The organism is Rhodococcus sp. NPDC060084 (assembly GCF_042730335.1).
Classification (GTDB): Bacteria; Actinomycetota; Actinomycetes; order Mycobacteriales; family Mycobacteriaceae; genus Rhodococcus.
In genome coordinates this window covers 1-17,086 of the sequence record NZ_JBHWWX010000058.1, presented here as the reverse complement: position 1 = coordinate 17,086, position 17,086 = coordinate 1, and the positions used below count along the sequence as shown (strand labels likewise).

General features: G+C 66.2%; 18 protein-coding genes. 7 read left to right on the top strand and 11 right to left on the bottom strand.

The window, feature by feature from the left end; all coding sequences use genetic code 11:
- Nucleotides 1–298: 298 nt before the first annotated feature.
- The 5 genes from ACFWBU_RS20175 to ACFWBU_RS20155 all read left to right on the top strand — a co-directional run bounded on the left by ACFWBU_RS20175 (nt 299) and on the right by ACFWBU_RS20155 (nt 4,377).
- Nucleotides 299–490, top strand: coding sequence for a ferredoxin (locus ACFWBU_RS20175; protein ID WP_169622000.1), 192 nt, complete (start codon nt 299–301; stop codon nt 488–490).
- Nucleotides 491–535: 45 nt separating this feature from the next.
- The gene (locus ACFWBU_RS20170; RefSeq protein ID WP_378529069.1) at nt 536–1,882 is read left to right on the top strand and encodes a cytochrome P450; all 1,347 of its coding nucleotides are present in this window, start codon (nt 536–538) and stop codon (nt 1,880–1,882) included.
- A gap of 63 nt (nt 1,883–1,945) precedes the next feature.
- On the top strand, nt 1,946–3,217 hold the full coding sequence (locus ACFWBU_RS20165) for an amidohydrolase family protein (RefSeq protein ID WP_169651555.1): 1,272 nt from the start codon (nt 1,946–1,948) through the stop codon (nt 3,215–3,217).
- 32 nt (nt 3,218–3,249) lie between these two features.
- Nucleotides 3,250–4,011, top strand: a complete 762-nt coding sequence (locus ACFWBU_RS20160) for an SDR family oxidoreductase (protein WP_169621997.1) — start codon at nt 3,250–3,252, stop codon at nt 4,009–4,011.
- Nucleotides 4,012–4,050: 39 nt separating this feature from the next.
- On the top strand, nt 4,051–4,377 hold the full coding sequence (locus tag ACFWBU_RS20155; protein WP_169621996.1) for a DUF4286 family protein: 327 nt from the start codon (nt 4,051–4,053) through the stop codon (nt 4,375–4,377).
- Nucleotides 4,378–4,479: 102 nt separating this feature from the next.
- Here ACFWBU_RS20155 and ACFWBU_RS20150 read toward each other — a convergent pair whose 3' ends face one another.
- From ACFWBU_RS20150 to ACFWBU_RS20130, 5 genes are all read right to left on the bottom strand, one after another.
- Complete coding sequence (locus tag ACFWBU_RS20150) at nt 4,480–5,403, bottom strand: alpha/beta hydrolase (RefSeq protein WP_378529068.1); 924 nt, start codon at nt 5,401–5,403, stop codon at nt 4,480–4,482.
- A gap of 123 nt (nt 5,404–5,526) precedes the next feature.
- The gene (locus ACFWBU_RS20145) at nt 5,527–6,294 is read right to left on the bottom strand and encodes an enoyl-CoA hydratase/isomerase family protein (protein WP_296550687.1); all 768 of its coding nucleotides are present in this window, start codon (nt 6,292–6,294) and stop codon (nt 5,527–5,529) included.
- Nucleotide 6,295: 1 nt separating this feature from the next.
- Nucleotides 6,296–7,384, bottom strand: coding sequence for an acyl-CoA dehydrogenase family protein (locus tag ACFWBU_RS20140; protein WP_378529066.1), 1,089 nt, complete (start codon nt 7,382–7,384; stop codon nt 6,296–6,298).
- Complete coding sequence (locus tag ACFWBU_RS20135) at nt 7,371–8,276, bottom strand: acyl-CoA dehydrogenase family protein (protein ID WP_378529065.1); 906 nt, start codon at nt 8,274–8,276, stop codon at nt 7,371–7,373. Before ACFWBU_RS20135 ends, ACFWBU_RS20140 begins: the two co-directional genes overlap by 14 nt.
- Complete coding sequence (locus ACFWBU_RS20130) at nt 8,254–9,705, bottom strand: class I adenylate-forming enzyme family protein (RefSeq protein ID WP_378529064.1); 1,452 nt, start codon at nt 9,703–9,705, stop codon at nt 8,254–8,256. Before ACFWBU_RS20130 ends, ACFWBU_RS20135 begins: the two co-directional genes overlap by 23 nt.
- 103 nt (nt 9,706–9,808) lie before the next feature.
- Between ACFWBU_RS20130 and ACFWBU_RS20125 the strand changes: the two genes are divergently transcribed.
- The gene (locus tag ACFWBU_RS20125) at nt 9,809–10,855 is read left to right on the top strand and encodes a ferredoxin--NADP reductase (protein WP_169621990.1); all 1,047 of its coding nucleotides are present in this window, start codon (nt 9,809–9,811) and stop codon (nt 10,853–10,855) included.
- Between the two features lie 77 nt (nt 10,856–10,932).
- Here ACFWBU_RS20125 and ACFWBU_RS20120 read toward each other — a convergent pair whose 3' ends face one another.
- Genes ACFWBU_RS20120 through ACFWBU_RS20105 form a run of 4 tightly spaced genes read right to left on the bottom strand, consistent with a single transcriptional unit; the run spans nt 10,933 to nt 15,011 of the window.
- Nucleotides 10,933–11,991 (bottom strand): CaiB/BaiF CoA transferase family protein, encoded by a 1,059-nt coding sequence (locus ACFWBU_RS20120; RefSeq protein WP_378529063.1) that lies wholly within the window; start codon nt 11,989–11,991, stop codon nt 10,933–10,935.
- Nucleotides 11,988–12,944, bottom strand: a complete 957-nt coding sequence (locus ACFWBU_RS20115; RefSeq protein WP_169621988.1) for an LLM class F420-dependent oxidoreductase — start codon at nt 12,942–12,944, stop codon at nt 11,988–11,990. The genes ACFWBU_RS20120 and ACFWBU_RS20115 overlap by 4 nt, the downstream gene beginning before the upstream one ends.
- Before the next feature lie 46 nt (nt 12,945–12,990).
- Nucleotides 12,991–13,392: a cobalamin B12-binding domain-containing protein gene (locus tag ACFWBU_RS20110; RefSeq protein WP_169621987.1), complete on the bottom strand. Its 402-nt coding sequence runs from the start codon at nt 13,390–13,392 to the stop codon at nt 12,991–12,993.
- The gene (locus tag ACFWBU_RS20105; RefSeq protein WP_169621986.1) at nt 13,392–15,011 is read right to left on the bottom strand and encodes a methylmalonyl-CoA mutase family protein; all 1,620 of its coding nucleotides are present in this window, start codon (nt 15,009–15,011) and stop codon (nt 13,392–13,394) included. Before ACFWBU_RS20105 ends, ACFWBU_RS20110 begins: the two co-directional genes overlap by 1 nt.
- A 43-nt stretch (nt 15,012–15,054) precedes the next feature.
- Between ACFWBU_RS20105 and ACFWBU_RS20100 the strand changes: the two genes are divergently transcribed.
- Nucleotides 15,055–15,888, top strand: a complete 834-nt coding sequence (locus ACFWBU_RS20100; RefSeq protein ID WP_169621985.1) for an NAD(P)-dependent oxidoreductase — start codon at nt 15,055–15,057, stop codon at nt 15,886–15,888.
- Nucleotides 15,889–15,921: 33 nt separating this feature from the next.
- On the opposite strand, the gene ACFWBU_RS20095 is transcribed toward ACFWBU_RS20100, so the two are convergent.
- Together ACFWBU_RS20095 and ACFWBU_RS20090 are read right to left on the bottom strand one after the other, a co-directional pair.
- Nucleotides 15,922–16,557, bottom strand: a complete 636-nt coding sequence (locus ACFWBU_RS20095) for a trimeric intracellular cation channel family protein (RefSeq protein ID WP_169651562.1) — start codon at nt 16,555–16,557, stop codon at nt 15,922–15,924.
- 103 nt (nt 16,558–16,660) lie between these two features.
- Nucleotides 16,661–16,966, bottom strand: coding sequence for a WhiB family transcriptional regulator (locus tag ACFWBU_RS20090; protein ID WP_346765180.1), 306 nt, complete (start codon nt 16,964–16,966; stop codon nt 16,661–16,663).
- Nucleotides 16,967–17,086: the final 120 nt, after the last annotated feature.

The window sequence follows — 17,086 nt, the reverse complement described above, 5'->3', positions numbered from 1 at the left end:
GTCATCCACAGGATGACCGGGACCTTCGTCGTCGTGTGGGCGGTGCGCCCCTCCAGGGGTCGGGCTCTTCTCCTCCCGGTAGTGACACGAGATGCCCCCGGATCCTTGCCGTCGAACCGTGCAGAGACTATGGTTCTCGCAATCCGGAAGCCCATTCTGGAATTAGAGAGTTGGAGGCTGTCCGCGCGCCGAGGACTCCTCCCCCGAACCGGACCGCGCCCTGTATCACCGGGGTCGAGACATCCGGTGCCGAACCATGCTGTGCATCAATTTGTTTCACACAGAATCGAGGTTGTTCATGAAGGTGGAAGTGGACGCACATCGTTGTCAGGGACACACGCTGTGTGCCATGGCTGCGCCGGAACTGTTCGAGTTGAGCGACATCGACGGACACGCCACCGCCGTGGACGCCGAAGTCTCCGCCGACCGCGAGGAGACCGCGAGGGAAGCCGCCCGCAGTTGCCCCGAACAGGCGATCACCATTCTCTGACGTCCCATCCGTATCGCGATCACCGCACGACGAGAGGGCTAGGCCATGAGTGTCGACGACGCCGTCACCGACTCCAGTCACCGGACACCTGTTTTCCAGTTCGACCGGCACGCACCGGATTATCGCGACAACTTTCTGAGCATCACCGACGAAATGCACTCCAAGTGCCCGGTGGCGTGGTCCGACACGCACGGCGGCCACTGGGTCGCCGCCGGCAGCGACGAAGTATTCGCGCTCACCCGTTCGGCGGATATCTCCAACGATCACGACGTCAAGGGGGTCCGGCGCGGTTACAAGGGGATCATGATCCCCTCTGCGGCCAGGGCGTCCGGAGTCCGGGGCGGCATCCTCGAAATGGACGATCCCGAGCACCGCGAGTTTCGCGCGGTGCTCAATCCCTACCTGTCCCCCGCCGCGATCAAGAAGTGGATCGCACCGATCGACGACGTGATCCGGGCATGTCTCGACGAGAAGATCGAGTCCGGTGAGATCGACTTCATCGACGACCTCGTGAACATCGTCCCCGCAGTGATCACCCTCGCGATGCTGGGAATTCCCGTCGCCAAGTGGCAGGTGTACTGCGAGCCTGTCCACGCCGCCATGTACACCCCGCCCGATTCGCCCGACGTCCCCCGCGTGGCAGAGCTGCACCGCAACATGGGACTGGACCTTCTCGCGAACCTTCACGAAATCCGGGAGAACCCTCGCCCCGGCATGGTCGACGCGGTCGCCCGCGCCACCGTCAACGGTGAAAAGCCGGACGATCTCGAACTTCTCGGTGTTCTCAGCCTGCTCATCGGCGGCGGATTCGACACCACCACCGCGTTGACGTCCCACGCACTCGAATGGCTGTCCCAGAATCCTGATCAGCGTGAAATCCTCAGCACCGAGCGGGAGAGGCTGCTCGACTCGGCGACCGAAGAGTTCCTGCGTTTCTTCTGCCCCTCCGCCGGCGACGGCCGCACTTTCTCCGCCGACGTCGATCTCGGCGGTGTGCAGTTCAAAGAGGGCGAACGGGTCTGGCTCTCGTGGGCGATGGCGAATCGCGATCCGGAGCTGTTCGACGACCCGCACAGCATCGACCTCGAACGTACCGGCAACCGCCACTTCAGTTTCGGGTTGGGCGTGCACCGCTGTATCGGGTCCAACCTGGCTCGCATCATGTTCAAGCGGATGCTGGTCGCGGTGCTCGACCGCATGCCGGACTTCCGGTGCGACCCGGAAGGCACCGTCCATTACGACTCCATCGGAGTCATCCAGGGCATGCGCAAGCTCCCCGCCACCTTCACGCCCGGCACCCGGCTCGGTCCCGGCCTGGAGGAGACCCTCGCCGAACTCCAGCGGGTGGTCGACGAACAGGAACTCGCCGCGCCCGTGACGGCCCACAAGTAGCAACGTCGACGCGTCGCCGGTTCGCCTCTGTAGTCACGCGGGCCGGTCACGGAAGAGGAATCGATGAATATCGACGATATGGTGATGATCAGCATCGACGACCACGTCGTGGAGCCAGCTGACATCTTCGAAAAGCATTTCCCCAAGAGCTTGATGGACCAGGCGCCCCGCCTGACCGCCCATCCGCGCAATCCCAACGTGCAGGCCTGGCTGTTCCAGGACACGGTGGTCGGCAGCTCCGGACTCAACGCCGTCGTCTCCTGGCCCAAGAGCGAGTGGGGCATGGACCCCACCGGCTACGCCGAGATGCGCCCCGGCGTCTACGACATGGACATGCGCGTGCGCGACATGGATGCCAACGGCACCCTGGCCGCTACGCTGTTCGCCACCTTCCCCGGCTTCGCCGGCACCCACCTGGCGAGCCTTCCCGACAAGAAGCTCTCCCTCGCCGCCTGTAAGGCGTTCAACGACTGGGTGGTCGGCGAGGTCCCCGATGCCCACCCCGGACGGTTCATCCCGCTCGGGATCATCCCGTTCTTCGACGTCGACGAATCCGTCGAGGAGATCGCCCGGCTCGCCGCCATGGGCTGCCGCTCGATCAGCATCCCCGAAACCCCGTACGGCGTCGGCGAAGGGTTTCCCGACTTCAAGTCCGGCTACTGGGACCCGATCTTCAAGGCCTGCGTCGACCACAACATCGTGCTCAGCCTGCACATCGGCGGGGGAATCAACCTCGTCAAGCGCCCCGAAGGCTTCAACATCGACGACATGCTGATGCTGACACCGCTGATCTCGACCATCGCCGCCACCGACATCATGCTCAGCGGAGCGTTCCGGAAGTTCCCGGATCTCAAGGTCGCCATGAGCGAGGGCGGCGTGGGCTGGGTGGCTCCGTGGCTCGACCGTCTCGAGCGGCACATCGTCAACCAGTCCTGGACGGGAGCGAGCTTCCTGCCCACGGGCACGACCCCGACGGACGTGTGGCGCAGCAACTTCCTGGCGTGCTACATCACCGAGCCGAGCGGCCTGAACAATCGCGCACACCTGGGCATCGACACCATCGCGTGGGAGTGCGACTACCCGCACTCGGATTCGACCTGGCCGAACTCACCGGAAATCCTGAAAGCCGAGCTGGATCGAGCACGCTGCACCGACGAGGAGATCGACAAGATCACGTTCGGAAATGCCGCGCGGTTCTTCGAGTGGGATCCGTTCGCCCACATCCCTCGTGAGCAGGCGACGGTCGGTGCTCTGCGCGCCCGGGCCACGGACGTCGACATCAGCGAAACCTCCAAGACCGAGTACCGCCGCCGCTACGAACTCGCCCAGTCGTAAGCGGCGACCGCCGACCGAAAAGGAAACACGACATGACAGATACTCCGCAGCTCGATGGCAAGGTTGCCATCGTCACCGGCGCCGGAGGCGGCATCGGGCGGGCCTACTCCCGGGGACTCGCCGAAGCCGGCGCAGCCGTGGTGCTTGCCGACGTCAACATCGAGTCCGCCACAGCGGCTGCCGACGAACTGACGGCCGCGGGACATCGCGCACTCGCCGTCGCCGTCGACGTCCGGGACGAAACGAGCGCCGGTGAGATGGCGGCCACGGCGGCCGCGCACTTCGGGTCCGTCGACATCCTGGTCAACAATGCCGGACTGATGGCCGAAGTGGTCGGTGAGGGCTCTCTCACCACCATGGACATAGACCTCTGGAACCGCACGCTCGCCGTCAACCTCACCGGTCCCCTGCTCTGCAGCCGCGCCGTAGTTCCCTATATGAAGGAACGCGGCTACGGCAAGATCGTGAACCAGTCGTCGAGCGGCGCCTTCATGGCCGCACAGGCCTACGGCATCACCAAACTGGGCCTGGTGAGCATGACCGTGTCGCTGGCACGCGAACTGGCGCCGTTCGGTATCCGCGTGAATGCGATCGCACCGGGAATGGTCAACACCGAGGCCGGGTCGATCGCCTCGCCGCCCGAGCTCAAGGAGATGGTCAAGCACGCCATCCCGTTCCCCTTCGGCGAACCGGAGGAGCTGATTCCCGGGCTGCTGTATCTGGTCTCGTCCGGCAGCGACTGGGTGACCGGCCACACCCTCAACATCGACGGCGGCTGGGTCGTACGAGTCTGATGCTGCTGTCCTTCAATACTTCTCGTAGAAAGTGAACGCATGAAGAACTACCTGCTCGTCGAATCACATCCCTCTCACCCCGAGCGTCTCGAGGAATTCAATCGGTGGTACGACGAGGTCCATATCCCCGAGGTTGTAGCACTCGACGGATTCGTCGGCGCTATCCGCCTGGCACCGGCCGACCCCGACGGGGGACCGTCGGTCACCATCTACGAACTCGACGGTGACCCACAGGCCGCCAAGGACAATGTGCACGCGGCCGCGGCGGCGAAGCAGCTGAACATGTCCGACTCGCTGAGCTACGGCCCGATTCCGAAGATGCGCATCCTCGCGCTGCAATCGGAATACTCCAAGCCGCGCGTATAGCGCATCACGAACTGCGGGGGCGACGAAAACCCCTGTGCGACGGGCGGGGACGCGACAGCGTCCTCGCCCTGCGCGCTTCGCGACTGTGCTTTTGTTCCGGACTCAGTACTCCCCGAGGTCACCCCTGGAGCGCCGCACCCCCAACGCGTCGGCGAGCACGGCACACTGCTCGTCGAAGAAGCCCTGCGCCACACGCTTTCTCGACGCTACGAGATCGAAACCGTGGAATGCGCCCTCGACGATGTGGAATCCGCACGGCACTCCCGCCGATGCCAACCGGTCGGCGTACTCGCGATTCTCCGCGAAGAACAGATCGTGTGAACCCACACCGATCCACGCGGGAGGAAGATCGCCGAGGTCGTCACGTCGCGCCGGCACCGCTTCGCTCCGGTCGGCCGCGCCGAGGTAGCTTTCCCACCCGAACCGATTCGACCTCTCGTCCCACAAACGGGTGTGTCGTGGTCCGGCACCGGTGCGATCGTCGAGCATCGGGTACACCAGCAACTGGAAAACCGGCGGTGGGATCTCCCGGTCACGAGCGCGGAACGCGAGCGCGGCAGCAAGTCCCCCGCCGGCGCTCGCACCGCCGATCGCAATCCGCGAGGCGTCCACATCCGGACGCCGGGTCAGCCACTCGTAGATTCGGCTGCAGTCCTCGACCGGGACCGGATACGAATGTTCCGGTGCAAGCCGGTACTCGACCGATGCCACCGTGATTCCGAGTTCTTCCGCGAACCGCCGGCAGAGTGCGTCGTCCTGTGCGGCGCGCCCGAACACGTACCCACCGCCGTGAATCCAGAGCAGGGCGGGCCCTGGTTCGTCACGCCGAGCGGTCGACGGACGGAACCAGCGGACGGCGACACCGGGTTCGAGCACATAGACATCCGGATCTTTGCCACGGATCGCGCGAGTGAGCGTGCGCAGCACCGGCAGCGACCTCGGAGTGACCGTCCGGCGGGGTGCAAGCAGCGCGATCCACCGCAGATCGGGATGGAATCCAGGTAGCGAACGCAGGCGATCGATCAAGAATCACCTCGGTCGGCAACCGGCATTGTTGATCTCCTTGTCGTTCCGGGTCCGGCGATAATAGACGCATCGAGACGGACACCGGGTGCTCGGTGCCCGGTGCCCGCCTCGATGCCCGTTGGATCAGGACTTTGCGGCAGTCAGCTTTGCGATGTTGGACTGGAAGTCGGCGCTCTGGAACGTCATCTCCTCGGCACTCATCGCGTAGTCGAGTGTCGCCAGCACAGCCCGTTCGAGATGAATGTTGAGCAGTCTCTTGGTGGCCTCGATAGCCTTTTGTGGCTGCTCCGAAATGCGCTTGGCGCACGCGAGCGCCTCGCTCAGCGGGTCGGCGACGACGTGGTTCGCCAGGCCCAGTTGGCAGGCACGTTCGGCAGGAATCCGCTGGCCACTGAACGCGAACTCCTTGGCCTGCAGCAAGCTGATCTGGAGCGGCCACGTCAGGGGGCCACCGTCGGCGGCGACCAAACCGACCTGGACGTGGGGGTCCGCCAGGTACGACTTCTCGCCCATGTAGACCATGTCGCTGAGCGCGACCAGACTGCAGCCCAGACCCACGGCCGGACCGTTGACCGCCGCGATCACGGGAATGCGGCACCGTGCCATTCCGAGCACGATCTCCCGGCCGTCGGCGATCGTCTTCGCCCGCAGGTCCGCGTCTTTCGCCAGTTCGGCGAGGTAGGTGAAGTCGCCACCGGCGGAGAATGCCCGGCCGGCACCGGTGATCACCGCAGCACGCGCGTCGCGGTCGGCGCTCAGGCGCGGCCACAACCGGGCCAGTCCCTCGTGCAGGGGATCGTTGACGGCGTTGAGGTCGTCGGGCCGGTTGAGGGTGATGATCCGCAGGGAACCATCGGCCCTGACGTCGATTTCGTCGGGCATGTCGTACATGTCAGACCCCCAATCCGAGGATGCGTGAAGCGATGATGTTCTTCTGGATCTGCGAGGTGCCGCCCATGACACTCTGTGCCCGGCTGTACATGTACGACCCCAGCAGCTCGGGATCGCGGGTACCGGCCACGGACAAGGCCGCGTGCCCGACCGACTGGTCGACCCACGTCATGAGCAGCTTGTCGAGCGAGCCCTCCGACCCGTGCGAGACGCCGTCGAGTTGTTCGGACAACCGGCGCCGCACGTGCAGTCGCAGCATCTCCGATTGCACCGCGGCCCAGGCCAGGTCTTCGGGCGGCCTGCCCTCGACACGGGCGGCGAGCTGGCGGACGAGCTTGCCGTAGCGCGCGGCGAATCCGAGCGTGGACGGTTCCCGCTCGTGACCGACGACCGTCATCGCCACACGCCAGCCTTCGCCGGGCGCACCGACCATCCGGTCCGCAGGAACCCGGGCGCCGTCGAACAGCACCTGCCCGAATTCCTTGGTGACGCCACTGATCATCTTCAGGGGCCGCTGCTCGATCCCGTCCTGGTGCATGTCGACGATGAACGCCGAAATCCCCTTGTGCCGAGGCGCCGTCGGATCGGTGCGCGCGAGCAGCAGGCACCAGTCCGCCACATCGGAATAACTCGTCCAGACCTTGTGCCCGTGCAGGACGTATTCGTCGCCGTCGCGCGTGGCGGTGGTCGTGAGCGATGCCAGGTCGGAGCCGGCACCGGGTTCGCTGAAGCCCTGGCACCACCGCTCGGTCCCGTTGATCATCCCCGGCAGGAACCGATCGCACAGTTCTTCACCGGCGTGGTGGCCGAGCCCCACGACGAGGTAGCCCAGGCTGGGTCGCGGCGGCGCACCCGCGATGGCGAGTTCCTCGTCGAGGATCACGTCGTATACAGGCGGCAGGTCTTGTCCGCCATGCTTTTTCGGCCAGGACAAACCGAAGAATCCGGCGCCGTACAGTGCCTGGTGCCAGTCACCCTGGCGGGCCCAGTACTCGTCGCCCGAGGTGGGGAACGTGCCGGCTACCTGAGCGAGCCAGGTGCGCAGGCGTTCGCGGAAGGCTGCTTCGTCCGGCGAGTCACGAAAGTCCAAGGTCGATCTCCTCCAGGCTCACGGGGAACAGTTCGGTGGACGTCAGCGCCCGCCGCAGATAGACGTGCTCGATGCACTCCCAGGTGTTGCCGATGCCGCCGTGCACCTGGACGGCGGTTTCGCACACTGTGCGTGCCGCTCGCGCGCAGTAGATCTTCGCGATGCGCGCTGCGCGGACCGCGTCGGCCGGTGCAAGCTCGTCGACCGCCCATGCCGCGTGCCGCAGCACGCTGATCGATCCTTCGATCAGCGCTTGGCTCTCGGCGAGCAGGTGCGCCACGGCCTGATACGAGCCGATCGCCTTGCCGTACTGCTCGCGAATCTTGGCGTACTCGATCGCGACAGTCTGTGCTCCGCGGGCCGTGCCGACCAGGTCGGCACACGTCGCCACCAACGCGAGCGCGTATCCGCGCTCGATGGGCTCGGCGTCCAGATCTCCGACCGGGGTGTAAGGCTCGGTGAGGGTGGCGAATCCGCGGGTGAGGTCGGCACCGGGTGCTGCCTCGCCGATCTCGGCGGACAGCACGGTCGTGCCGCGGACCACCAGGGCCTGCTTCAGGCCGTGTGCGTCGAACGCGTCGTCACCGATCGCTATCGCCCACGTCTGCTGGTCCTCACTGAGGTGACGACGCAGATCGTCGGCGAGCACGGGCCCGAGGAAGGGAACGTCGACGAGGCCGCGGCCGAATTCCTCGGCGATGATCGCCACCTCGACTCCCGACGCACCGTCGGAGCGCAGCGAGCGCCAGCCGGTGGAGTCGACGGTCTTCTCCAGTCGCGCGCGGCGCGCCGCGTCGTCGAGGTCCTGGACCGATCCCGGTCCCAGCTCGTCGGCCAGCCTGGCGGCAGCGTCTCTCAGCTGCTGTTGTTCATTCGTCAGACGTACGTCCATGGCGCTCCTCGAGTAGTCGGCGCAACACCTTGCCGGAGGGCAAGCGGGGGATTTCGGGGACGAGAATCACGCGGCTGGGTCGCTTGTAGGACGCGAGCCGTTCGCCCACATAGGCAATGACCTCGTCGGGATCGGGTGTCACGGTCGCGGTGGCCGACACCGCCGCGACCACCACCTCGCCCGCGGCCTCGTCGGCGACTCCGAACACCGCGCAGTCGGCTACGCCCGGGTGGCCGTGCAGTACCGCTTCGACTTCGGCGGGAGCGACCTGGAATCCCTTGACCTTGATCATTTCCTTGGAGCGGTCGGTGATGCGGACCCAGCCGTCTTCGTCGACGGACCCGACATCGCCCGTGCGGTACCACCCGTCGTCGAAGGCGTCGACGGTCGCCTCGTCCGGAAGGTAGCCGGCCATGAGCGACGGGGATTTCACTTGGATCTCACCGCGTTCGCCCGGCGCGACCTGTTCGCCCGTGTCGAGCGACACGACTCGCAACTCCACACCGGGGGCGGCGCGGCCGACGCTGTCGAGACGGGCGCCGCTCACCGGGTTGCACGCGATGACGGGTACTTCGCTCGCACCGTAGGCCGGGACCCACGGCACACCGGTGCGGCGCGTGACCGTCTCGGCGACACTTCTGGTGACCGGGGTCGCCCCCCACATGATGTAGCGGAGCGAGGACAGGTCCAGCGACTCGAGGTCGGGATACGAGGCGATGGCCATGGCGATGGGAGCGACGGCCATCTCCACGGTGATCTTGTCCCGCTCGATGTGACGCAACACGGTCTCGAGGTCGAACCGCCTGTGGAGTCGCATCCAGGCACCGGCTTCGAGCACCGTGGCGATGTTGAGGAGACCGAGGATGTGCGACGGCGGCGTGGCGATCTGGATCCGGTCTGCCGGCGTCAATGCGAGAGCGTCGCGCCAGTGCACCACTGCGGCGCCGAAGGACGCGTGTGTGTGCCGGACGGCTTTGGGCAGGCCCGTGGTTCCCGAACTGAACACGAGCACCGCGTCCGCATCCCGATCCGCACCCGAGGGAAAGCCCGATCCGCCGCGGGCGGTTTCCCACCGCTCCGGGACGGGATCGTCGAGGTGCACCATCGGAAGGGGAGCATCGCGGTCCGCCGCGGCTTCGGCGAGGACGGCCGCGTCCCCCACCGCCGCCACCGGGCCGGTGACGGCGAAGGCGTGCTCGACCTCGGTCCGCTTCCAGGACGGGCTCAGGAGGACGACGACGGCGCCGAGGCGCCAGATCGCCTTGACCGCGATCAGGAACTCGGGACGGTTCGACGACATCAGTGCGACCCGGTCACCCGTGCCGACACCCTGGTCGCGGAGACGCAGTGCGAGACCGTCGGCGCATGCGTCGAGATCGGCGAGTGTGTACTCGCGATCTTCGAATGCCAGCACGGCGGGCTCTGTCATGGCGCTCTCTCGCGTATGGGAATCGTCCCGAGAGGTTTCACTCTCGCGTGTGAGAATAGTACTCTCCACTTAGTAGAATATTCATACCAGGAGGAGACGGTCCATGGCGAGACCACCATTGTTTCAGCGCGCGACCGTGACCCGGATCGTGAAGGAGACCGACGACGCGCGCACCTACGTGCTCGCTCCGCACGACGGGCCCTTCACCTACAAGTCCGGGCAGTTCTGCACCTTCAAGGTGACGGTCGACGGAACCGACCTGTACCGGTCGTACTCGATGTCGAGTGCTCCCGAGACCGACACCGAACTGATGACCACCGTCAAGCGGGTACCCGGAGGCGCGGTCTCGAACTGGCTCCACGATCATGTGGCAGAGGGCGATGAAGTCGACATCACCCGCCCGGCAGGCACTTTCCTGCTCCGCCCGGCCGAGGGCCCGGTGCTCGGATTCGCGGGCGGCAGCGGCATCACTCCGATTCTGTCGCTGGCCAAGAGTGCCCTCGCCTCCACCGACCGCCGAGTCCGCCTGCTCATCGCCGACCGCGATCGTGCCTCCGCCATCTTCGAGACGGTCACCGCAGACCTGGTCGCCCGGTATCCGGGGCGGTTCGAGGTCGTCCGGCACTACGACGACGAGAGCGGACTGCTCGATCCCGCCTCCGTCGCGGCCTTCGTCGGACCCGACACGGCGGCCGACAGTTACCTGTGCGGACCGGAGCCCTTCATGGACATGATCGAAGGCGCACTGACGGGCCCGGGCAACGTGTACAGCGAACGCTTCGGAAGTGCCGCCGAACCCATCCGCCCCGACGTCCCGGTTGCGGACCTCCCGGCTGCGGACGCACCCGTGGCCGCCGCAACACCCGCTCCGCCGATCGAGGGCACGGTCTCGATCCGTCTCGGAAGCCAGCGGGTGTCCGTCCCGCGACATCCGGGCGAGACTCTGCTCGAGAGCGCCCGGCGGGCCGGACTGGCACCGCCGTTCTCGTGCGAGGCAGGGAACTGCGCGACCTGCATCGCCAAGATCGTCGACGGCAGTGCGACGATGCGCGTGAACGACGCACTCAGCGACGACGAGATCGCCGACGGCTACGTCCTCACGTGCCAGGCAGTGCCCGACAGCAACGACATCCGGGTGCGGTACGAGTAGAGGTTCACCGGAACCTGCACGACGGACAGTGATCTGCTCGGGAGATTCCCGAGCAGATCACTGTTGCGAGCAGAGGATCAGAGTGAGGGAGCGGGCACGTCGTCGTTGTGCTCGCCGAGACGCGGCGGTGCGCCGTACCGCGGTTCGTATCCCTCGATGCGGATCGGACCGCCCACGAGGCGGAAATCGCCGGCGGTGATCACCGCGTCCGGAGTTGCCTCGAGCGCATCCGGCAGCGATCGCACCGCTGCGGCCGGAACCCCGAGCGGCCGTAACCGGCGTTCCCATCCCGATGCGCTGTCGCCGGCCAGCACAGCCGTGACGACCTCGAGCACCTCGTCGCGGCGCGCGGCGCGTTCGGCCATCGTGCCGAAACCGTCGATGCCCGCTTCGGCGGCAAACGTCCGCCAGAAACCGTCGTGCGTGATGAACAGCGCGAGAGTTCCGTCGGCGGTCGGGAACAGCTGAGCCGGAACATAATACGAGTGGGCACCGTGTGGCATGCGCCTCGGCGCGGTGCCCTCGTTCAGATACGCCGAGGCACGGTAGTTGAGCTGCGACAGCATCACGTCGTGCAACGAGACGTCCAGTTGCCCACCGCGACCGGACACGATCTGTGCGAGCAGACCCAGGGCGGCGGTCAGGCCGGTGGAGTTGTCCGCCGCCGAGTAACCGGGCAGCGTGGGCGGCCCGTCGGGGTCGCCGGTCAGCGCGGCGACGCCCGTGACAGCCTGGATGACGTAGTCGAACGCCGGATCGTCGCCGTTGTGCAGGCCGTACCCGGTGAGCGCGACACACACGATCTTGTCGTTTCGGGTGCGCAACGACTCGTATGTCAGTCCGAACTTCCGGATCGCCGAGGGCTTGAGATTGACGAGCAACGCATGGGAGACGGACGCCAGCTCACCGAGCCTCTCCTGGCCCTCCTCGGTCGAGAGATCGAGACAGATACTGCGTTTCCCGCGGTTGAGACTCGCAAAATACGCGTCGCTCACCTGCCGGGAGAGATCCCCGGTCGGCGGCTCGATCTTCGTGACCTCGGCACCGAGATCGGCGAGCATCATCGTGGCGTACGGGCCCGCGAGGATGTGACCGACCTCGAGAATTCGAATTCCCGCGAGTGGACCCGCCGTCACCTCAGTTCCTTCGCCAGCTCGGCAACGACTTCACGGGTCTTGTACTTCGACGCGACCAGTTCGTCGCGGGTGTTGCCGATGGGCAGCAGGCGCATGGACAGGTCCGTCACGCCGGCGTCGCGGTAACGACGGAACCCGGCGAGGATCGCTTCTTCGTCACCGACGATCGCCATCGAGCCGATGTCCTTGGCCTCACCCTGCTCGAGGAGTCGCTGGTAGTTGGGCGAGATCTCGGCCTCGGCAAGGATCCGGTTGGCTCGCTCGCGAGCGACCTCCTCCTCGTCCGGCGCGCAGAGGCACACCGGAACACCCGCCACGATCCGCGGATCCGGGCGTCCGGCCTCGGCGGCCGCCTTGGTGATTCGCGGCACGATGTGCTCACCGATCGCGCGCTCGTCGGCCATCCACAGGATCGTTCCGTCCGTGTGCTCGCCCGCGATCCGGAGCATGACCGGCCCGAGCGCGGCCACCAGGATCGGCATCGGTGCGACCGGGGCGATATCGAGCGGGTTGTGCACGGTGAACGTGTCGTTCTCCACGTCCACCGAACCCGGCCCGCGCTGCGCCGCGTTGAGAACCTCGAGGTAGTCGCGGGTGTACTTGGCAGGCTTGTCGTACGAGAGCCCCAGCATGTCCTCCACGATCCAGTGGTGCGACGGGCCGACACCCAGCGCAAGCCGCCCGTTCAGAGCGGCGTGCGTCGACAGCGATTGCCGGGCCAGTGCGATCGGGTGCTGTGCCTGGAGCGGTACGACCGCCGTGCCGATCTCGATGCGGCTGGTCCTCGTGCCCATCAACGCAACCGCGGTGAGGGCGTCGAAATCCGTGGGGATCTGCGGAACCCACACCGTGTCGAACCCTGCGGCTTCGGCCCATTCGACGTCTTTCAGCATGCGGTCGACCTTGCGGGCGGTATCACCCTGCTCCGGGCCGACCATCACTCCGATACGCACGATTCCTCCAACTTCCCGAACTCGATTGTGTGGGTGCCGCGCGTCGTCACAGCGGCGCAGCCGTGCCCGTCAATTTCCGGACCTCGTCCACGAGGACATCCAGCGGAGTACTGGTGGGACACACGGCTGCTGCGCCCGCGGCGAGAAGCTTGGGCACATCGCTCTGCGGAATCGTGCCGCCGACGATCACGGCGATATCGCCGGCGTCGGCCGCACGGAGTTGTTCGACGACCTTGGTCGTGAGTGCGACGTGGGCGCCCGAGAGAATGCTGAGACCCACCACCGCGACATCTTCCTGCACCGCGATCGAGACGATGTCCTCGACCTTCTGACGGATGCCGGTGTAGATCACTTCGAATCCGGCGTCGCGGAGGGCACGGGCGACGATCTTGGCGCCGCGATCGTGCCCGTCGAGACCGGGCTTGGCGACGAGGATGCGGGCGCTCATCAGAACACCACCGGCTGCTGGAACTCGCCCCAGACGTTCTTGAGCGCGGACACCATTTCGCCGACGGTGCAATACGCGTTGGCGCAGTCGATCAGGCGGTGCATCAAATTCTCGGTTCCTTCCGCAGCGCGGGACAATTCGGCGAGGGTGGTGCGCACGGCCTCGGGGTCGCGTTCCGCCTTCACTTTCGCCAGGCGCTCGAGTTGCATCTCGCGTCCCAGCGCATCGAGTTCGTACGTGGAGATCTCCGGCGCGGGCTCGTCGGAGACGAACTTGTTGACACCGACCACGGGGCGCTCGCCGCCTTCGATCTCCTTGTGGGTCTTGTATGCCTCGTCGGCGATCAGACCCTGCAGGTAACCGTCTTCGATCGCGCGGACCATGCCGCCGTGCGCTTCGAGGTCGGCCATGATCTCGATGATGCGTTCTTCGGTGGCATCGGTGAGTGCCTCGACGAAGTACGAGCCGCCGAGGGGGTCGGCGACGCGGGTCACGCCGGTCTCGTACGCGAGGATCTGCTGCGTGCGCAGCGCGAGGGTCGCCGATTCCTCGCTGGGGAGGGCAAACGGTTCGTCCCACGCAGCGGTGAACATCGACTGCACACCGCCGAGCACGGAGGCCATGGATTCGTAGGCGACCCGCACGAGGTTGTTCTGGGCCTGCGGCGCGTAGAGCGACGCGCCACCGGCCACACACCCGAAGCGGAACATCGACGCCTTGTCGGTGGTCGCACCGTAACGCTCGCGGACGATGGTCGCCCACCGCCGGCGCCCGGCGCGGTACTTGGCGATCTCCTCGAAGAAGTCACCATGGGTGTAGAAGAAGAACGAGATCTGCGGAGCGAACTGCTCGATGGTCATCCGCCCGCGCGCGAGAACGGTGTCGCAGTAGGTGACACCGTCGGCGAGAGTGAACGCCATCTCCTGGACCGCGTTGGCGCCGGCGTCACGGAAGTGCGCGCCTGCCACCGAGATCGCGTTGAAGCGCGGTACCTCGGCTGCACAGAATTCGATGGTGTCGGCGATGAGCCGCAGCGACGGTTCCGGAGGCCAGATCCACGTGCCGCGGGACGCGTACTCCTTGAGGATGTCGTTCTGGATGGTGCCGGTGAGTTTCTCGCGCGGCACCCCCTTGCGCTCGGCGGCGGCGACGTAGAAGGCCAGCAGGATGGCGGCGGTTCCGTTGATGGTGAAGCTCGTGCTGATCTTGTCGAGCGGAATGTCCTCGAACAGGATCTCGGCGTCGGCGAGGGTGTCGACGGCGACGCCGACGCGACCCACCTCCTCACCGACCTCCGGATCGTCGGAGTCGTAACCGCACTGAGTAGGGAGATCGAGCGCGACCGACAGGCCCGTGCCGCCCTGTTCGAGGAGGTAGCGGTACCGCCGGTTGGACTCCTCGGCGGTACCGAATCCGGAGTACTGGCGGAACGTCCACAACCGGCCCCGATAGCCGGTGGCGAAGTTGCCGCGGGTGAAGGGGAATTTGCCCGGCGCAGGCGGCTCGGTACCCCGGTCGTCCGGCCCGTAGACCGGCTCGAGCGGGATACCCGACGAGGTTTCGGTGAAGTCGTTCACGCTGGATACATTACTTGCAGAAAAAGAGAATGCCAATATCATCGCTGAGAACGGAACGGTTTCACTGATACGACCTGGGAGAACGATGACGAGCCAGAACGCACTCACCGACCGCACCATGGTCATCTCCGGCGCCAGCCGCGGGATCGGCCTCGCTATCGCCACCGCAGCGGCCCGGCAGGGTGCGAACGTGGTCCTGCTCGCCAAGACCGCCGAGCCCCACCCCCGGCTGAAGGGCACGGTCCACACCGCTGTCGCCGAGATCGAGGCGGCCGGCGGCAAAGCCGTCGCCGTCGTCGGCGATGTGCGCAAGGAAAGCGACGTCCAGCAGGCAGTCGATGCCGCGGTGGAGCGTTTCGGCGGTATCGACTTCTGCGTCAACAACGCGAGCGCGATCGCCACGGAACCGACCGAACAGCTCTCGGCCAAGAAGTACGACCTCATGCAGGAAATCAACTGCCGCGGCACCTTCCTCCTCACGAAGGCGGCGCTGCCGCACCTGCGGAACTCGCCCAACGCCCACGTGCTCACCATCTCCCCGCCGCTGAACATGAACCCCTACTGGCTCGGAGTGCACCCCGCCTACACCCTGTCGAAGTACGGAATGTCCCTGCTGACGTTGGGTTTCGCAGCCGAGTTCGCCGAGGCCGGCATAGCGGCGAACTGCCTCTGGCCCGAGACGTTCATCGCGACGTCGGCGGTCGCGCACATGCCGGACGGTGACGCGCTCCTGTCGTCCTCGCGCAGCCCGGAGATCATGGCCGACGCCGCGGTGGCGATCCTGTCGCGCTCCGCGAAGGACGCCACGGGTCGCTGCTTCATCGACGCGGATGTACTCACCGAATCGGGTGTGACCGATCTGTCCGGCTACGGCGGCGGCGACAACCCGCAGTGGGACCTGTTCCTCGACAAGGACTGACGAACCCCGCGCCGTACTCACTCCGCGCCGTACTCACCCTGCGCCGTGCCGGCCGGGTGGGTACGGCGCGTGAAGGTCGAAACGCACGCCGATCATGCGGATCACGAAGCACACCGCCGCCGCGCCGAACGCGACTAGGGTGCCCTGATACCCGAAACTGTGTGCAGCCGTGAATATTCCGGCTCCGATGAGGGCAGGAATTGCGTAGAGCTCACTCCGCAGGACGGTAGGCACACGACCGATCATGACGTCACGGATGGTCCCGCCACCCACCGCGGTCACGGCACCGACGAGAACGGCCTGTGTCACCCCGAAACCCAAGTCCAGGGCCTTGTATGCGCCCAGCACTGCGAACACACTCAATCCGATCGCATCGAACACGGTGATCGTCGCGTTGAGCCGATCGAGTCTGTGGCCGAGGGCGAAGGCGACGAGACCGCCGGAAGCAGCGAGGGCGAGATATCGCCAGTCGAGGAAAGTTGCCGGGGGCAGGGCCCCGAGAAGCACGTCGCGGACCGTCCCGCCGCCCAGACCGGTGAACATGCCGAGCGTGACGATCCCGACGATGTCGAGTTTCTCGGCCCGCACGGCCGTCAACGCACCGTTGAGTGCGAACGCAAATGTCCCGACGAGGTCGAGTACCAGCCACACTGGTGTTTCGGTCGGCATTGCACGAGATATACCCGGTGCCACCGGAAGATTCTCCGTTTTCGGCGGATCGGAGGTGTGACGAGCCACCGCCGTCCCGGCGAGCCGGAGGCACACGCTCGCGCTAGGAGCGGGGGGTGCGCCTGTGCCCGCGTCGCACCCGGGTGCGTTCGTCTTCCGAAAGCCCACCCCAGATACCGTGGCGTTCGCCGGATTCCAGAGCGTATTCCAGGCATTCTTCCCGCACCGCACATTGCCCGCACACCGTCTTCGCAGCGACGAGGCGGTTCTCCCGCGCGGCACCGCGCTCGTTGTCGGGGTGGAAGAACAGCGAGCCGTCCACGTCGCGGCACTCGGCATGCATCTGCCAATCCCACGACTCCGCGACGGGCGGCGGCAACTTGAGCAACTTCAGCGCGGGCACGGTCACACCTCCTTCGCCATACGACGGTATATGCGGATCAGGTTGTCCGTAGACGCATCACCCGACTCCGGCTCACCCACACCCCCCAACACCGGCGCCAACACCGACGCCTGCTCCTTCCCCAAC

Bases quoted from the DNA above. Each gene is read 5' to 3' on its own strand.
- ACFWBU_RS20175 (WP_169622000.1), top strand. From the start codon at position 299: ATGAAGGTGGAAGTGGACGCACATCGTTGTCAGGGACACACGCTGTGT.
- ACFWBU_RS20170 (WP_378529069.1), top strand. From the start codon at position 536: ATGAGTGTCGACGACGCCGTCACCGACTCCAGTCACCGGACACCTGTT.
- ACFWBU_RS20165 (WP_169651555.1), top strand. From the start codon at position 1,946: ATGAATATCGACGATATGGTGATGATCAGCATCGACGACCACGTCGTG.
- ACFWBU_RS20160 (WP_169621997.1), top strand. From the start codon at position 3,250: ATGACAGATACTCCGCAGCTCGATGGCAAGGTTGCCATCGTCACCGGC.
- ACFWBU_RS20155 (WP_169621996.1), top strand. From the start codon at position 4,051: ATGAAGAACTACCTGCTCGTCGAATCACATCCCTCTCACCCCGAGCGT.
- ACFWBU_RS20145 (WP_296550687.1), bottom strand. From the start codon at position 6,294: ATGTACGACATGCCCGACGAAATCGACGTCAGGGCCGATGGTTCCCTG.
- ACFWBU_RS20135 (WP_378529065.1), bottom strand. From the start codon at position 8,276: ATGGACGTACGTCTGACGAATGAACAACAGCAGCTGAGAGACGCTGCC.
- ACFWBU_RS20130 (WP_378529064.1), bottom strand. From the start codon at position 9,705: ATGACAGAGCCCGCCGTGCTGGCATTCGAAGATCGCGAGTACACACTC.
- ACFWBU_RS20125 (WP_169621990.1), top strand. From the start codon at position 9,809: ATGGCGAGACCACCATTGTTTCAGCGCGCGACCGTGACCCGGATCGTG.
- ACFWBU_RS20110 (WP_169621987.1), bottom strand. From the start codon at position 13,392: ATGAGCGCCCGCATCCTCGTCGCCAAGCCCGGTCTCGACGGGCACGAT.
- ACFWBU_RS20105 (WP_169621986.1), bottom strand. From the start codon at position 15,011: ATGATATTGGCATTCTCTTTTTCTGCAAGTAATGTATCCAGCGTGAAC.
- ACFWBU_RS20100 (WP_169621985.1), top strand. From the start codon at position 15,055: ATGACGAGCCAGAACGCACTCACCGACCGCACCATGGTCATCTCCGGC.
- ACFWBU_RS20095 (WP_169651562.1), bottom strand. From the start codon at position 16,557: ATGCCGACCGAAACACCAGTGTGGCTGGTACTCGACCTCGTCGGGACA.